The following is a 17,471-nucleotide window of genomic DNA, read 5'->3' on the forward strand; positions in this document are numbered from 1 at the left end:
CATTTGTTATAGACTAGGAGACATGCTAATGGATGCTAAAGAAAAATTAAATTTCTTAATTTCTAATCCGCTTTTGGATAGTGAGTTAAGAAATATAGCGAATAAAGTGTTGCAAGAGGAACGCATCACATTTGATGAAGGGGTATACCTTTATGAAAAAGCCGAATTGGGTTATTTAGGTGTTTTGGCGAATTTTATTCGTGAGAAAAGACACGGGGATATCACATTTTTTAATCGTAATTTTCATATTGAGCCTACTAATGTATGTGTTTACGATTGTAAATTCTGTTCATACTCCCGTATGATCAAGGAACGTGCTGAAGGATGGGAAATGGATGTGGAAGGCATGATGGATATCGTGAAGAAGTATGATGATGAAGCTGTAACGGAAGTACATATTACAGGTGGTGTGGTGCCGAAGCAAAATCTTGATTTTTATGCGGAGTTCTTTAAAAAATGTAAAGCACATCGTCCGGAATTGCATATTAAAGGATTGACTCCTGTGGAATATTATTATATTTTCAAAAAGGCTAAATTGAGTCATTATGAAGGTATGAAGTATTTGCAATCTTGTGGTTTGGATTCGATGCCTGGTGGTGGGGCTGAAATTTTCCATCCGGAGATCAGAGAGCAGATTGCCCATGATAAATGTACTGCTGAACAGTGGTTGGATATCCACGAACAGGCACATAAGTTGGGAATGCATACCAATGCAACCATGCTTTATGGTCATATCGAGCAATTTTGGCATCGTGTAGATCATATGGAAAGACTTCGTCAGTTGCAAGATAAGACTGGCGGTTTTCAAACCTTTATTCCATTGAAATTTAGAAATAAAGAAAATCAAATGTCACATATTTCTGAGGTTTCTGTGATTGAAGATTTAAGAAATTATGCGATAGCACGTATTTATCTAGATAATTTTGATCATATAAAAGCGTATTGGGCAATGATTTCAAGGGATACTGCACAAATGTCCTTAGCATTTGGTGTTGACGATATCGATGGAACACTGGATGATACGACGAAGATTTACAGTATGGCAGGAGCGGAGGAACAGAATCCCGGTATGTCGACGCAACAATTGGTTGAGTTGATTAGAAAGGTAGGACGTCATCCAATAGAGCGTGATACCTTATATCATGTTGTCACAGATTACAAGGATGTGGTTTTTGAAGACGATAGCAAGAAGAAGAATTATTATGCACTTCCTGTTGTAAATAATTAAGATATATTTTGAAAAAGACTTTTTATTTTATTCGCCATGGACAAACTGATCTGAATTTGAAAGGTATTGTTCAGGGACGTGGCGTGAATTCTCCTCTAAATGAAACGGGATTGGCACAGGCTCAAGCTTTTTATGATGCTTATAAAGATATCCCGTTTGATAAAATTTATACCTCAACCTTGTTGAGAACACATCAAACAGTAGAATCTTTTATTAGAGATGGTATTTCTTGGCAAGAGCTCGAGGGCTTAGATGAAATTAGTTGGGGAATCTACGAAGGTAAAGAGCAAGACGAATCTATCATGAGTGGATTCAATGCGCTGGTATCAGCATGGAAAAATGGTGAATTGGATGTCAGTGTAGATGAGGGGGAATCTCCTAATGCATTGATGTTACGTCAAAGTGATGCCATAGCACATATGGTTAAACAAGAGCATGAAGAAACCGTACTTGTCTGTATGCACGGTCGTGCCTTACGTATTATTCTTTGCCTATTGACAGGTGTAGATGCCTCAAAAATGGATGAATTTCCTCATACAAACACTGCCTTATATAAATTAACGTATGATAATGATCAATTTGAAATCATTGACTATTATAATACGAAACATCTAGAGGTATTGACAAATGGATAAAGTGAGAGTATCGGCAGTTTCGTATACGAATACATTGCCGTTTTTAAATGGGATTAGACAATCTGCAGTTTTAGATCAGATCGAATTGAGCTTGGATAATCCGAGTGTATGTGCACACAAAGTAATTGATGATAAAGCTGATTTGGGGATTATTCCCATAGCGGCGTTATTAAGTCTTCCTCAAGCGCATATCATCACCGACTACTGTATCGGTACAGAGGGGGCTGTTGATTCGGTTTTTATTTTTTCCCATAAACCGATTGAAGAAATCCAGACATTATATCTGGATCAGCAATCACGCACTTCTAATGGTTTAGCACGCGTGTTGTTAAAGCATCACTGGAAGCGTCAAGTTAAACTTGTTGCCAACATAGATGAGGCGGATGCTTATGTCTTGATAGGAGACCGAACATTTGGCAAAAAGAATGAAGTCCCTTATGTTTACGATCTTGGACTTACCTGGAAAGAATTTACAGGTCTTCCTTTTGCGTTCGCAGTTTGGGTCAGTAAAAAGCAGTTACCGGAAGCTTTTATCACTTCATTTAATGAAGCTTTAAAACTGGGAGTTTCGCATCCTGAAGCTGTGATTCCAGGATTGCCTGAATATAAGGATTTTGATTACCATCATTATCTTACATCAAGTTTGAACTATCATCTTACAGCTAAAAAGCGAGAAGCTATTGAAAGATATTTAACACTTTTAAAAGGTTTAGATACATAATAGTGTTAGAAATGAATATATAAAAAGCGATTATGGAAATAGTCGCTTTTTACTTTATAACATGATGCCACTTATGGCATCTTAAAACGAGAAACTATGAATAAGATTTATTTAGCAGGTGCAATGATTGTTGATGCTGATAATAGGCTTTTGGTTGTAAGAAAAAAAGGCTCATCCTATTTTATGATGCCTGGTGGTAAAATTGAAAAAGGTGAGCTATCTTCTCAAGCCCTTATTCGCGAGCTAAAAGAAGAATTAGATCTGGATATTTTATCACGAGATTTAGAATATATGGGCTTTCATGAAACCGAAGCAGTTAATGAAGCTGATACGCTCGTTAGAGGTGACGTTTTTAGAATTGAGTTTAAGGAAAAATTAGTTATAATACCACAGGCAGAGCTTGAAGAAGTAACTTGGTTGACCGTAGATAATTATAAAAATTATAAATTAGCACATCTCATTGAAGAATTTACAGTTCCTATCTGGTTAGCAGGTACTTTTGAATATTAACATAGAATCCATAATTTTATCACTGATCTTTATTAAATATCTTTTATGCTATCTTTTCCAAATGCTAAAATAAACTTGGGTCTTCATATTGTAGGTAAGCGACCTGATGGTTATCATGATTTAGAGACGATCTTTTACCCCGTTAACCTTTATGACGCTGTTGAAATTGTTCCACTAAGTTCCGGTAGTACAACTTTTTCGTCGGAGGGTATTGTGATCCCTGGAAAGGGTATGAATTTATGTGAGCGTGCATATCATTTAATTCAACAAGATTTTGATATTCCTTCGGTTGCTATTCATTTATTAAAAAGAATACCAATCGGAGCTGGCATGGGTGGTGGATCTGCAGATGCAGCTTATGTGCTTAAAATGCTAAATGATCAATTTGAGCTGCAACTATCTGTTGTACAACTGGAAAATTATGCGAAGCAGCTGGGCGCAGACTGTCCATTTTTTATTGAAAATAAACCGGTGTATGCAACTGGTATTGGGACTGATTTTGCTCCTATTGAGGTCAATTTGAGCGCATACTATATTGTTATAGTGAATCCTAATATTCACATATCTACCGTTGAGGCTTATAGCGGAGTTGCTGCCAAAACTCCTGAGTTTGATTTAAGGTCCATTATTCAGTTGCCAATCCAGGAATGGAAGTATTATCTGAACAATGATTTTGAACTAACTATATTCGAGCAATTTCCTAAAATTAAGGAACTTAAAGATGCAATGTATTCATCTGGCGCATTATATGCCGCGATGTCGGGCTCAGGTTCTTCTGTGTTTGGAATATTTGAAAATCCTGTTGTGCTGGATGATTTAAAAATTTATGGTGATATTTATTATCCGATTGATCTATCATAAGTGTTATCTAATTTTCTTAATGGAATTGGAAGAAATGTGTTGATTTTTTTCTGTTAGTAGATTATTGAAAGTAGATTATTTTATATCTTATTGTCGCTTTATTTCTTAAAGAATAAGGCGACAATAAGAACTTTATTTTGGTTTTGAAGGCTAAGTAGGTGCGTACTAAAGCTTTGATTTTACTCTTCTTCAAGTTTATAGTCAATTAATTCTCTAGCCTCTTCAAGTACTAACCTTAACTTTTCGGAGTCTAATTTTAGCGACTTGAGTGCTTCTTTATTATTGATAATATCTTTCACGAGTATGATCTGGTTCTGTAATAAAGTTTTCTCTTCTACATCTGTAAGGGTTGTGAGACAGGTTACAGGATAAAAAACAGCTTTATCCACTCTTTTTTTTATGCTATTGTCTGTTGGGTAGTCCCATGAAAGAAAATTGACGTTATAGTACTTACCAAAGTCTTTGGAGTCTGAAGTTAAATAGGCATTGGTAACGAGCCATCCTTGCGTGAATTTTTTATTTTGACCGAAGAAATGATAGGATATATCACTGATATCTTTAAATCGGGATAAGAAATACATGGGAGTTGTCACTGAAATTTTCGCATCTATATCATTTCGAAATTTGCACTCTATGGCCAACATCTCGTTTCCTTTCGATGCGACAACGTCTATCTCGTGAGAAACTGCGTGGCCTTGGATTGTTTGTCCTGTGGTACTTTCAAAACCATATTCTTGAAATAAGCGTGCGATCCATTTTTCGAAATAAAAACCTTCAGGACCTAATTCACGAAGTGCTTTTTTTAGGCTATATCGAGCTGCAAAAGAATTTCTTTGCGATTTTAGTGCTTCAAAAGCTAACTGATATAGCTCTCTTGTGCTTATCCCGTCAAATAGTTTTTCTTTGATTTGTGTATAAACTTTTTCAACTTGTTCATTGTTGGCACCAGATCGCGTTAAAGAATGACGTAAGCTGTCACTGTTAAATGGAACTAGTTCTCCAGAGTATTTTTTTACCAGCATATTAGATTATGGTTACAGTTTAATGTACTCCTGCAATTTACTTGCCATTGCTATTAAAAGTAGCTAAAAGAGTTCTTTAATTAAAATATAAATACCAACAATAAATATAAACCAGCCGAATATGGGCTTTAGATGATCTGTTTGAATTTTTTTCTGAAGTTGATTTCCTATTCCAACACCCAAGGTTGTTATGGTAAGCAGCTTGAACAGAAAATTCCAGTCTATCGTTATATGATCGATATCGCCAAGAAAACCAATAAGAGAATTGATCGTAATGATTGATAATGATGTGCCTATTGCTATACGTATAGGCATATGAAGCAATATAACTAAGGCCGGTATGATCAGAAATCCTCCTCCAGCACCTAAAAAACCGGTTACAAGTCCAATTCCAATGCCCCATGCAATCATCTTAATGGTATGTTGTTTAACTGGATGTTGAGGGCTAGATTGAATTTTCTTGTTTTTTATCATACTCCACGAAGATCCGAGCATCAATGTAGCAAATGAGATCATGGTTAACGTTGATTTTGTAAGCTGATAATGGTTGATTTCTAGAATAACTTCGGGTATATGGACCAGTAAAACTTTACGGACTAAAAGTACAACGATAACAGAGGAAATTCCGAAGTATAATGTTGCCCGGAAATTTACACATTTTTCCTTTGTTTTGATGAAACTTCCTATGAAACTTGTACTTCCAACAATAAATAGGGAATAGGACGTTGCTAGTGTAGGATGTATATGGAATAGGTAGACTAAGACTGGTACTGTCAATATGGAACCACCAGCACCGATTAATCCGAGGGTGATACCGATGAAAATAGACAAAGTGTACCCTATAATTTCCATCGTTGCAACATTGTGTGGCCAAAGAACGGAATAATTATTAGTAAACAAAAACAAAATAGTGTACTGCTTGTTATTAATTACAGAAGAACTTATAAATTTTATACATATGGGCGCGATAGTAGATAAAGTAATAAGCAAAGTAAAAAGTAAAATAGACGAAGAATGTGAGAATGGTACTATTGAGACTTCAGAACGTATCCTTTCTGTTGTGGCTGGAGGTTTTATATTAGGTGCAGGTGTTCGGTATTTGATTAAACATCCACTAACGGCACTTTCTGGATTATCTTTGGGTGGTGCTTTAGTTTACCGTGGTATAACTGGAAAATGTGCAATAAAAAAAGCCATTGAAGACGATGTAGAACGTGTAGAAGTTATTGAGCATCGCTATTTTGTGAAGAAAGACTAATTCGCATTTCTAATTTAGGTTTATACAGAGGGGGTCTAATATGTAACGTATTGGACCTTTTTTAATTCATTACCTTACGTAGATTTTTTCAATTATTTATTTAGCATTAAATTAATTTAATAATTCCCAGCTAATTCATGAATTTTCCAATAAAAAATCAATCTTTTGGATTTTCTATGCGGTAAATTAGAAAAAAAAGCCTACATTATCCTGATTTTTACAGTAAAAGAAAAAAATATTGAAATTCACAGAATTTGGTTTAGCACCTTCATTGGAAGAAGGCTTAGATAGCATGGGATATGAAGATGCAACACCCATACAGGAACAGGCCATACCTGTTGTGTTGCAACATAAAGATCTGATCGCTTGCGCGCAGACTGGCACAGGGAAGACAGCTTCTTATTTATTGCCTGTTTTACATAAAATAGCTGAAGAACAATCCGATTATATAAATACTTTGATTTTAGTTCCTACCAGAGAGCTCGCTTTGCAAATTGATCAGCAAATCATGGGGCTTGGCTATTTCACTGGGGCAACTTCAATTGCTGTTTATGGTGGTGGAAATGGCATGGATTATGAACAGCAACGGACAGCAATTAAGGAAGGAGCAAATATTATTGTTGCTACTCCTGGACGTTTAATAGCGCATTTAGCATCAGGAAAACTTCATTTTAATAAAGTAAAACATTTCATATTGGATGAAGCAGACCGTATGCTCGATATGGGATTTCATGAAGATATTATGAAGATCATCAGCTTTTTGCCAAAAAAGAGACAGAATCTTTTATTTTCAGCGACGATGCCAGGTAAAATCAGGACATTGGCTAAGCAGATCTTACATGATCCGACCGAGATTAATATTGCCTTATCAAAACCTTCTGAAGGAATTAATCAGCAAGTTTATATGGTTTATGATGACCAAAAGACGGCATTGATACAGCATATTCTTACTAATCCAACTTATACGAGTACGATTATTTTTGCTTCCAAAAAGGAGTTTGTCAAACGGTTGAGTACTGATCTGTATAAAAGCGGTATCGCAGTAGAAGCATTCCACTCTGATTTGGAGCAAGCACAACGTGAAGATATCATGAATCGTTTTAAAGCGAAGCAGATAAATGTATTAATTGGTACAGATGTTATTTCCAGAGGTATTGATATCGTCGGTATCAGTTTGGTTATCAATTATGATGTACCTCCAGACCCTGAAGATTATATCCACCGCGTCGGCCGTACAGCACGAGCGGCGACAACAGGAACAGCTATTACATTTGTGAACCAGAAAGATCAGCCGCGGTTTGCAAAAATTGAAGAGCTTATCGGTTCAAGCATAGAAAAATTGGATTTACCTGAAGGCTTTTCTGCAGGACCGGTTTATGATCCAACACGTTATTCTGATCAAAAGAAGAAACCTTCTAAAAAGAAAAAATTCAAGAAATTCGTTAAGAAAGATTAATTAAAAGAATTTGATATTTAGGTTTGCCCCCGAAGAGTTAGATGCTTTCTGGGGGCATTTTTATGGCAAAACATCCAAAGTGCAGTGCTGCAGTTATATTGTAATTTGTAAAAGAAAAAGTATAAGGCAAGTCCCATAACACTATTCTTACAACCAAATGTGATGATTTTTGTTGACTTCTATTGAAAAGCAGAAGTGCAATTAAATTTTTTACTGTATTTTAGTTTCAAAATTGACCTCGTATTAATTATTACCGTATGAATAATCAAAACCTTCATCTTAAAAAGCATGTCTACAGCATTGTAAGTACACTATTGTTCATCACTAATGTATCTCATGTATGTGGGCAGTCGTCATTTAAAATGGAAGGTGATTCGGCAGTTGCCATGATCGATCCTACATATGATCAAGTGAGTAAGTTGCATCGTTTCTGGTTAGGTGATTCTTATCGTGAACTATACAATACGCCGGTTAAAATGCGGGTCATGCATCTTCAAAAGGAACTTGGCGGTCTTACTGTTGTCAAGCTTGGTGGAGGTATGCAAACACAATCGCTACGTTTAAGAGACAGTACGGGTAGAGAATGGGTTTTGAGGTCTATTAATAAATTTCCGGAAAGGAGTCTGCCTGAACATTTGAGAAATACGATTGCAAAGGATATTGTTCAGGATCAAATTTCGATTGCTCATCCATTTGGAGCGCTAACTGTACCGACTTTTAATCGGGTATTAAAAATCCCACATGCTAGTCCAGAACTGGTCTTTGTTGGTGATGATCCAGGTTTAGAAGAACACCGTGCTGTATTTAAAAATAGAGCTTATATGTTTGAGCCAAGAGTCCCTTTGGAGGATGAAGATGCGAAAACTGACAATACACTTAAAGCGCAAAGAAAGTTGGAGGAAGATAATGATATTCAAGTGGATCAGCGTTTAACATTGCGTGCAAGACTACTTGATTTCATTTTAGGAGATTGGGATCGTCATGAGGATAATTGGCGATGGGATTCTAAAAAGATTGACGATAAGAAAGTGTATAGTCCAGTACCAAGAGACCGTGATAAAGTGTATTATAAAACATCGGGTATACTTCCGGTATTACTATCCATGCAGTGGCTGAAAGCGCACTTGCAACCTTTTGGTGATCATATTCGCAATGTCGGTCAGTGGAATTTTAATGAAAGACATTTTGACCGTTATTTCTTAAACCATTTGGATCGAAAGGATTGGAAAGAGGAGATCAAATTTGTACAAACGGTTGTTACTGATGCTGTTATAGATGAAGCAATAGCACAGATGCCAGATACTATTGTACGATTGGGTGGAGAACAGCTTAAAGGTCATATACGTGCTAGAAGAGATAATCTGATGTCTACTGCTTTAGATTATTATGGTGATCTAGCAAAGAACGTTGATATCGCCACTTCAGCTAAGAATGAGTTTTTCTATTTTAACTATCATACTGACGGTTCGCTTGAGCTAGAAATCAGAAATAAAAAGAAAGATGGATCTGAAGGGAGGAAACTGGTTAAAAGAACATTCCTTCCGAAGGAGACAAAAGAATTACGGGTTTATGGGCTTGATGGTTCAGATGTATATGATATTCGTGGTCAAAATAAATCGAAAATAAAGCTTCGGTTGATAGGGGGTAAGGGGAAGGATGATTACCGCATAGACCCTAATTTTGAGAACGGTAAACTTGTTTATATTTATGATGATAAGGAAGTTCAACCTAATTTTAAGAACACGCCTTTTATAAATCTAAAATTGTCAAATGATACCTTAGTGCATCGTTATGATCGAAATAGTTTCAAATATGATCGCACCGGTGTGTTGGCTTCTTTACAATATGGAGTAGATAAAGGCCTTTTGTTCGGGGCTGGTTATTTGATCGAAAAACAGGGCTTTCGAAAAGAACCTTATGCTTTTAAACAAGAATTTTGGGCGCATTATACAACTGGACGCAAGTCCTTTAGTTTTAAATATAATGCCGATATTAAATCGATATGGAATAAAAATGACCTCTTGATTCAATTGGAATCTGATGGACCTAAAAACCAAGAAAACTTTTTTGGTTTGGGAAATAATACAGATTATGAACAGCGTAAAGAACGTGGGATTCAATATTATAGAAACCGATATGACGTTATTTATGCCAACTTTTTATTGAAGAGAGAATTTGCTGAAAACTGGAAATGGAAGATGGGTTCTTCTTCAGAATTTATTATGAGCCATGAAGAAGCTAATGAGGGACATTTTTTTGAAAAGTATGCCGCAGAAAATCCAGCTATACCTGTATTTGGTAAGTTTTTCTTTACAGGAATTTTAGGATCTGTTCAATACGATAGTCGTGATCAAAAAGATAATGCCAAAAAAGGTATTTTCTGGGATAATCTGATTGAGGCAAAGTCACAGCTAAAGAGCAACGATAATCAATTTATAAGATTAAGATCTATTTTCAACTTTTATAAGACTAATGAAAGCGACTGGATAACTCTTGCCAATCGCACTGGATTTGAAACACTGATCGGTGATCCATTAATCTTTCAATATGCGCATTTAGGAGGTGAAAATAGCCTTCGTGGCTTTAACTCGAAACGTTTCAGTGGACAAACTATGCTCTATAATAATTTTGAGTTACGTTTTAAAGTTTTTAGTTATGATTCCTATTTGGTTCCTGGCACTGTAGGACTTATTGGTTTTCACGATGTGGGTAGAGTTTGGATGAAAAACGAATCCTCTAGTCGCTGGCACATGGGGTATGGCGGTGGCTTTTATTTTATTCCTGCTGATCTTTTAGTTATTCAGGCTGTTGGAGGTTTTTCAAAAGAAGGATTTCGTCCTTATTTAAGTATTGGTCTTCGCTTTTAAAATTACTTAAAATATTCTCCATCGATTGCAAAACACTGAGTTTGATACAATTTATGGAGAATATCGGTTTAGACTGCTTATTCTTTTCCACCAAAGGTCACCAGCACCATTCCTATTACAATGATTGTAGAACCAAGGATCTGCATCCAGGTCAAATGTTGTTTAAAAACAAGAGCCATCGCCAGCTGAACTGTTAAAAATGTGCCCCCTGAACACAAGGCAATTACAATCGGCTGTGGAAATGTTTTGAATAATTGAATGAGAAACCAGCTTGCAGTGATTAGAATTATATTACCCGCAACTAATGCTGACCAGTGGTATTTTGGGTGAATTCCGCCATATTTAAAAATAATAGTTGAAACGATCTGACAAATCCAAAATAATAAGAAATAGAGATAATTCATGTCTGTGATTTACTGTTAATGATCCTTCAAATCTAATTGAATTTTAGGAAATACGAATTATTATTTTCATTTGTTGGTGTTGTTTTTCTTTTAAGAAAAAACAAATTGCCAAACCCAATGTTGTATTTGTAAATACAATTTATGGATTTATACGCAGGATTACCTTTTTGGATTATTAAAAATGCGCTTTACGATTATAACAATCCCTTAGAAAATGATTATGAAATTGATGTGGCAATTATTGGTTCTGGTATTACAGGAACACTAGTTGCGCACGAGCTCTGTGAATACGGTATAAAGTGTGCTATTTTTGATAAAAGAATCGTATCAAATGGCAGTACAGTTGCTAGTACAGCACAGTTGCAATATGAAATTGATGTTCCTCTTCATGAAATGATTAAGGACATCGGTGAAGCTCGTGCAGTTGGCGCTTATCGTGCAAGTTTAAGGTCCATTACAGATATCGAGCAAGTATTTGAGAAAACAGGTGTGAAGGGTGATTTTAAACGTGTCTCAACATGTTATCTGGCAAGTGATCAGGCAGGATGGAGTAGTATTAAAGATGAATATGAGGCGAGGGTGAAACATGACCTTCCTGTTCGTTTATTAAATAGGAAAGCATTAAAGAAGGAATATGGAATTGCAGGTCTTGGCGCATTATATAATGATACATCTGCACAAATGGATACTTATAAGTCTGCGACCGGTATTCTTAAGTATCATCAAAAAAAACATCAACTTCCAATTTTTTCTCCAGTTCAGATCGATCATTATTATGAAGTGAAAAATGGGTATGAACTAGTGACGAATAATGGGTTTAAGATTCGCTGTAAATATGTGATCATTGCCGCAGGATTTGAGGCGGGTCAATTTTTGCCAAAACAGGTTATGAATCTTAATTCAACCTATGCTCTAGTTTCTAAGCCTATTCATACAGGTCAATTTTGGAAAGAAAGAAGTTTAATATGGGAAACTGCGGAACCTTATTTCTATATGCGTACAACCGCAGATAATCGTATCATGATGGGAGGGGAAGACGAGGAATTTAGAGATCCTGATAAACGGAACCGTTTGTTAAAGGGAAAAGTTAAAAAACTGGTCAAGAAATTCAATAAATTATATCCGGATATTGCTATCGATGTCAATATGGCGTGGTGTGGTACTTTTTCTTCTACAGCAGATGGTTTGCCATTTATCGGTAGCTGGCCCGGTAAAAAAAGAATGCTTTATGCATTGGGATATGGCGGAAATGGTATAACATTTAGTATGATTGCCGCACAGGTGATCCGAAATATAATTTTGGGAAAGAAAGACGACCGTACGGATATATTTGGGTTTGGAAGATTAACAAACGATGGAGATTTATAGTTTGGTTTGAGATTTAAATAATAATAAAAGGCTTATCGGAAATACGATAAGCCTTTTATTATTTATTGCAGGGGATACTTATATACCCATTTCTTTTAATATAAATTGAGCATTGTCAATTTTGTCTGCTACCCATAGTACGTAACGGATATCAACACCTATCGAACGGCTATAACTATCGTTCCATGCAAAATCATTAATGGTTGCATCGTATGAGCGGTCAAAATTGACTCCGATCAATTCGCCATATGCATTCATAATAGGAGATCCTGAATTACCTCCGGTAGTATCCATATTATAGAGCATATTAACAGGTACATCGTTCAGTTCTTTCTTAACATATGGTCCAAAATTCTTGTTTTCCCAAGCAGTTTTTATTTCAGCTGGATATTCAAAATCTGCCTCTCCAAGATTGCCTTTTTGTATAATACCTGCTAGTGTTGTAAATGGCTTCATGTAAGTAGCGTCAACAGGAGAGTAACCTTTTATGTTTCCGAATGTTAGTCTCAATGTGGAGTTCGCATCAGGAATAAAGTTTTTAGACTGATACAATTCCTTAACTGCCACATAATCTCCCATCAATTTATTTAACACTCCATCTCTTCTTTTTTGCTCAACAGCAAATTGCTGAATATCTTGTTCTAACGACGATTGAAATTTCATTAGGTTATCTGAATAAGCCAATAGATTAGTCCTATTTGATAAAATATCATTAAATACTGCTGCGCTGTTATTTAATTTCGATTCTGTAATAAGTTCCCCGGCATATGCACTTGCAAGATTATTATCTTGGAACTTCAGTTTTTGAATTGTTTCGATTTGATTGTTCCCTTGGAAAGCATGTGCGTCAGCTAGCATCTTAGCAAAGATACGGAGATCTGCATACATGCTGTAACTTTCGTAGATACCTTTTAAGTTTGTTTTTAACTTATTAATATTAGCTTCAAAAAAAGCATTTTGATCTTGTGATGTACTTTGTTGTAGCATCGCGGCTTTAAACGTATTTATTTCTTTTGCAACGCGCATTAAACTCGTGCTCGTGTAGATATTATTCATCCACATTTCCTTGTAGACGTCTTGATTGATTAATTTGTATAGGCCATCAATATCATCCATCAGAGTACCATATTTATTTTTTAAATCTGATTTGCTATTGATAAAAGTACTTAGCGCTTGATCTTCTTTTATTTTGGTATTTATTAAATCAATATTACGAAGACCTTTTAGTTTTCCTTTATAGTTTTTTAAAACATTAGCGTTTCTTTTAATACGTGTCGCTAAGTAAAGGGCGGCATCATTATCTGTTTTTCCTGCTTCGTACATGCGCTCATTTTGAAATTCATACAAATTAGAAACATAAGGCAGTAAAAAATTTTGTTGATATTGAATATATTGCGCAGGACGGTGTCTAAATGTTTTACCTGGATACCCTAAAATGAAGACGAAATCATTCTCATTAACACCTTTTGGGTTTACTTTTAAAAACTTCTTCGGTTGGTAAGGGACATTTTCTTTTGAATATTTTGCAGATGCTCCATCTCTACCAACATAAGCACGTAAGAATGAATAGTCTCCTGTATGTCTTGGCCAGATCCAGTTGTCGGTTTCACCTCCAAATTCTCCGATGTTTTGACGAGGAATATATACTAGGCGTACGTCTTCAATTGTTTTATATCGGAATAGTACATATGTCTTACCGATAAACATTTCAGAAACTTCAGCTTTGATCGTTGGATCCTGTTTTTGAGCCTGTTCTACCAGTTCTTGTTGCTTTTTCTTAATAATTGTTATTCTTTCGGATGGATCCGTGATATGTGCAACTGCCGCCAGAATTTTCTCAGAAACATCTTCGTAAGAGTCTGTAATACGTATAGTTAGTCCTCTTGCTTCAATTTCTTGTTCATGTGACTGTGCTACGAAACCATTTTTAAGATAGTTGTTGATGGGAGTACTCGCAAGCTGTACTGCTGAGAATGCACAGTGATGGTTCGTGATGATCAATCCACTTCCTGATACAAATGAACCCGTACATCCGCTTACTTGTACTAAAGCATCAACTAGTCCAACTTTTCCTGGATTATAGATATCCTTTTCATTTATTTTTAGTCCCGCATTTTTCAATCCCGCTTTATTCAATTCGCTAAGAGGAAACATTCCTTCGTCAGGAGATTTCGCATGGATAGTAGGGGCAGCTGTTGCTAAAAGTAGGAGTAAACTCCAGGATTTTGTATTCAGTAACTTCATGTTTGTTTATATATTATTAAATAGGATTGTTCTGTCCGATCGAAGCTCAAAGATAAAAAATATTAAGTACATATCTTTCGATTGCGATTCGATCATTTGGTATGAAATATGTTTGTTACTTTTGTATAAATAAAATTGATAAGATGACGCTCATTCAATTAGAGTATATAGTCGCCGTTGATACATATAGAAACTTTGTAGCCGCTGCCGAAAAATGTTTTGTAACACAGCCCACATTAAGTATGCAAATCCAGAAACTGGAGGAGTCTATTGGAGTTAAAATTTTTGACCGAAGCCGTCAACCTGTAATTCCTACTGAAATTGGAGAAAAGATAATTGCACAAGCTCGTATTATTCTGATAGAAAGTAAAAAAGTTTTGGAGATTGTCCAAAATGAAAATGGTGAATTGGACGGAGAGTTACGTATAGGAGTGATTCCGACGATAGCCCCTTATTTGTTACCGACGGTTCTAACACGGTTTATGGATAAATACCCCAAAATGCAATTACAAATTTGGGAGTATACCACCGAAAGAATTGTTCACGAGTTGAAAGTAGGACTTTTGGACTGCGGGATCTTATCGACACCATTACATGAAGCAGGAATAATTGAAAAGCCACTTTTTTATGAAAACTTTGTTGCATATATTTCGGAAAACAGTCCGCTTTTCGGTAAAAAGATGTTGAGCTCTGATGATATCGGAGAGGATAAGCTTTGGTTATTGAATGAAGGTCACTGTATGCGTGGACAGGTATTAAACATCTGCCATCATAAACATAATTATGATAGTTCTGGTCGTTTTGAATATAATACCGGGAGTGTAGAGACTTTAAAAAAGATGGTGGATATCAATTCGGGAATTACAATATTACCCGAATTATCTATTGTAGATTATAATGAAGATCAGCTAAACCGGATTCGTTATTTTAAAGCTCCGGAACCTGTCCGTGAAATAAGTCTTGTAACAACACAGAATTTTGTCAAAAAACAAGCTATTGAAGCGTTATCGCGTGAGATTATGGAAGCAATACCGGAGAAGTTTAAATCAAAGAAAAAGAAAGAGGTTCTAAGTTTTCAATAATATAAAATGAATAGTAAAACATTAAGAGGCAGGCTTAATAGGAAATTAGATGCGCTTAATCATTGGCGGATGCATAAAATTTCGAATCGAAACTTTATCATTATTTTAGCTTTTGTAGTCGGGATTATAGGTGGGGTAGCTGCTTCTGTGTTAAAAGCATTAACGCACTTTATTGCTTCGACCTTACAGGATGATGTGGATTGGCATTATAAATATTCATTCTATTTATTCTTCCCATTATTAGGTATTCTTTTGAGTGTCTTGTATGTGCGTAAGGTGCTAAAGGCAAAACATCTTGAGCACGGTATAACACCGATTATTTATGCCATTTCCAGAAAATCGAGTCAGATTCCTGTTCACAATGTCTATTCGCAGATAGTCACCTCGGCTATAACCGTTGGGTTTGGAGGATCTTGTGGATTAGAGGCACCTATTGCGATGAGTGGATCTGCCATCGGATCTAATACGGGGCGATTTTTTGGCTTGCAATATAAAGAGGTGACGATGCTATTGGCTTGTGGGGCTGCAGCTGGTATCGCAGGCGCTTTTGACAGCCCTTTAGCTGGGATGGTGTTCGCCATCGAAATTTTATTACCGGAATTCTCTATTCCGGTGCTTATTCCGTTACTGATTTCGGCTGCAATGGCATCGGTAGTTGCACAATCATTGTATAGTGAACCCCTATTTCACACTTTTAGTACAGAGTGGGAGGTATCAGCACTATTTTTCTACTTATTGTTAGCTTTATTGGTTGGTGGATATTCTGTTTATTTTGCGAAAATCAGCAGTATTGTAAAGAATTGGTTTACTAATATTAAAAATCCTTACAATAAGGTGTGGGTTAGTGGCATATCATTGGGGTTGATGATCTTTATCTTCCCTGCTCTTTACGGAGAAGGATATATTGCGATTCAGCAAATATTGAATGGTCAATTTAATGCCATTGTTAAGAATAGTCTATTTGCAGATTATCAGGATATCGGGCTTGTAATATTAGCTTATTCGGTCTTAACTCTTTTTGCCAAATCATTTGCCGCTCTGTTTACCCTTAATGGTGGTGGAAACGGCGGTGTTTTTGGTCCTAGTCTGGTGATGGGCGGGCTATTGGGCTTTGCTTTTGCTTATGGAGTCAATCTGACAGGAATAACAGAATTGAATGTTCCTAACTTTGTAGTGGTCGGCATGGCCGGCGCCTTGAGTGGAATCATGCATGCACCATTGACAGGTGTTTTTCTAATCGCAGAAATCACTGGAGGGTACGGATTGATGGTACCGCTAATGCTTGTCACTTCCATTTCATATTTAATTAATAGATCGATACTGAAATACTCTATTTATACGAAAGTTTTAGCTGATTCAGGAGACTTGCTGTCTTACGAGGACAAGGATCGATCTGTATTGAGTATGATGAAGGTAAGGTATGTTTTAGAAACTAATTTTGTCATACTAAGACCTGAAGAAACCCCTAAAATGAGACAGTCTGATATTATTCACAGTAAGCGTAATATTTTTCCTATTGTTACTGAAAAGGGCAAATTGCTCGGTATCTTATATAGCGAACGGTTATTTTCTATTTTATTGGGTGAGGAGGAAGGTATCGACCAACCTTTTAGTAAGTTAGCGGAAACACCTACTGATCTTGTTAAAATACATGAAGAAGATATGGAGTCGGTCATGCTTAAGATGAAAAAAGATGATGTATGGATATTACCAGTGATTGATAAGGATGGGAATTACCTCGGCTTTGTATCAAAATCAAGTGTCTTTAATAAGTACAGGGCATTGCTGATGCGACAAGGACATTATTTGGAGTAA

15 protein-coding genes are annotated in these 17,471 nt (G+C 36.1%); 11 read left to right on the forward strand and 4 right to left on the reverse strand.

Annotated features, from left to right (window positions below; genetic code table 11):
• Positions 1-28: 28 nt before the first annotated feature.
• The 5 genes from mqnE (at position 29) to ispE (ending at position 3,955) form a co-directional block, all read left to right on the forward strand.
• Positions 29-1,228 carry an aminofutalosine synthase MqnE gene (gene mqnE, locus FHR29_RS05035; RefSeq protein ID WP_168126676.1) on the forward strand — a complete coding sequence of 400 codons (1,200 nt, stop codon included), beginning with the start codon at positions 29-31 and terminating at the stop codon, positions 1,226-1,228.
• Between the two features lie 8 nt (positions 1,229-1,236).
• Positions 1,237-1,863, forward strand: coding sequence for a histidine phosphatase family protein (locus tag FHR29_RS05040; protein WP_183912846.1), 627 nt, complete (start codon positions 1,237-1,239; stop codon positions 1,861-1,863).
• Complete coding sequence (locus tag FHR29_RS05045; protein WP_183912848.1) at positions 1,856-2,584, forward strand: menaquinone biosynthetic enzyme MqnA/MqnD family protein; 729 nt, start codon at positions 1,856-1,858, stop codon at positions 2,582-2,584. Before FHR29_RS05040 ends, FHR29_RS05045 begins: the two co-directional genes overlap by 8 nt.
• A gap of 96 nt (positions 2,585-2,680) precedes the next feature.
• Positions 2,681-3,094 (forward strand): NUDIX domain-containing protein, encoded by a 414-nt coding sequence (locus FHR29_RS05050; RefSeq protein ID WP_260291899.1) that lies wholly within the window; start codon positions 2,681-2,683, stop codon positions 3,092-3,094.
• 45 nt (positions 3,095-3,139) lie between these two features.
• The gene (ispE, locus tag FHR29_RS05055) at positions 3,140-3,955 is read left to right on the forward strand and encodes a 4-(cytidine 5'-diphospho)-2-C-methyl-D-erythritol kinase (protein WP_132768452.1); all 816 of its coding nucleotides are present in this window, start codon (positions 3,140-3,142) and stop codon (positions 3,953-3,955) included.
• A 179-nt stretch (positions 3,956-4,134) separates the two neighbouring features.
• Here the strand turns inward: ispE and FHR29_RS05060 are convergent, their stop codons facing one another.
• Positions 4,135-4,977 carry an ATP cone domain-containing protein gene (locus FHR29_RS05060; RefSeq protein ID WP_132768450.1) on the reverse strand — a complete coding sequence of 281 codons (843 nt, stop codon included), beginning with the start codon at positions 4,975-4,977 and terminating at the stop codon, positions 4,135-4,137.
• 63 nt (positions 4,978-5,040) lie between these two features.
• Complete coding sequence (locus tag FHR29_RS05065; RefSeq protein WP_132768448.1) at positions 5,041-5,829, reverse strand: sulfite exporter TauE/SafE family protein; 789 nt, start codon at positions 5,827-5,829, stop codon at positions 5,041-5,043.
• 106 nt (positions 5,830-5,935) lie between these two features.
• On the opposite strand from FHR29_RS05065, the gene FHR29_RS05070 reads away from it, so the two are divergent.
• The 3 genes from FHR29_RS05070 to FHR29_RS05080 all read left to right on the forward strand — a co-directional run bounded on the left by FHR29_RS05070 (position 5,936) and on the right by FHR29_RS05080 (position 10,558).
• Positions 5,936-6,235: a DUF2892 domain-containing protein gene (locus FHR29_RS05070; RefSeq protein WP_021189673.1), complete on the forward strand. Its 300-nt coding sequence runs from the start codon at positions 5,936-5,938 to the stop codon at positions 6,233-6,235.
• 238 nt (positions 6,236-6,473) lie between these two features.
• Positions 6,474-7,691, forward strand: coding sequence for a DEAD/DEAH box helicase (locus FHR29_RS05075; RefSeq protein ID WP_132845471.1), 1,218 nt, complete (start codon positions 6,474-6,476; stop codon positions 7,689-7,691).
• Positions 7,692-7,948: 257 nt separating this feature from the next.
• The gene (locus tag FHR29_RS05080) at positions 7,949-10,558 is read left to right on the forward strand and encodes a hypothetical protein (protein WP_183912850.1); all 2,610 of its coding nucleotides are present in this window, start codon (positions 7,949-7,951) and stop codon (positions 10,556-10,558) included.
• 77 nt (positions 10,559-10,635) lie between these two features.
• On the opposite strand, the gene FHR29_RS05085 is transcribed toward FHR29_RS05080, so the two are convergent.
• Positions 10,636-10,962: a hypothetical protein gene (locus FHR29_RS05085; protein ID WP_183912852.1), complete on the reverse strand. Its 327-nt coding sequence runs from the start codon at positions 10,960-10,962 to the stop codon at positions 10,636-10,638.
• A 141-nt stretch (positions 10,963-11,103) separates the two neighbouring features.
• On the opposite strand from FHR29_RS05085, the gene FHR29_RS05090 reads away from it, so the two are divergent.
• Positions 11,104-12,330 carry an FAD-binding oxidoreductase gene (locus FHR29_RS05090; RefSeq protein ID WP_183912854.1) on the forward strand — a complete coding sequence of 409 codons (1,227 nt, stop codon included), beginning with the start codon at positions 11,104-11,106 and terminating at the stop codon, positions 12,328-12,330.
• A gap of 78 nt (positions 12,331-12,408) precedes the next feature.
• On the opposite strand, the gene FHR29_RS05095 is transcribed toward FHR29_RS05090, so the two are convergent.
• A complete protein-coding gene (locus FHR29_RS05095; RefSeq protein WP_183912856.1) occupies positions 12,409-14,574 on the reverse strand; it encodes a S46 family peptidase in 2,166 nt (721 codons plus the stop codon).
• Positions 14,575-14,717: 143 nt separating this feature from the next.
• Here FHR29_RS05095 and FHR29_RS05100 point away from each other — a divergent pair, with 143 nt between their 5' ends.
• Together FHR29_RS05100 and FHR29_RS05105 are read left to right on the forward strand one after the other, a co-directional pair.
• The gene (locus FHR29_RS05100) at positions 14,718-15,656 is read left to right on the forward strand and encodes a hydrogen peroxide-inducible genes activator (protein WP_021189329.1); all 939 of its coding nucleotides are present in this window, start codon (positions 14,718-14,720) and stop codon (positions 15,654-15,656) included.
• 6 nt (positions 15,657-15,662) lie between these two features.
• Positions 15,663-17,471 carry a chloride channel protein gene (locus tag FHR29_RS05105; RefSeq protein ID WP_132768436.1) on the forward strand — a complete coding sequence of 603 codons (1,809 nt, stop codon included), beginning with the start codon at positions 15,663-15,665 and terminating at the stop codon, positions 17,469-17,471.

Source organism: Sphingobacterium sp. JUb56 (genome assembly GCF_014191365.1).
In the GTDB taxonomy this organism is placed as follows: Bacteria; Bacteroidota; Bacteroidia; order Sphingobacteriales; family Sphingobacteriaceae; genus Sphingobacterium; species Sphingobacterium anhuiense.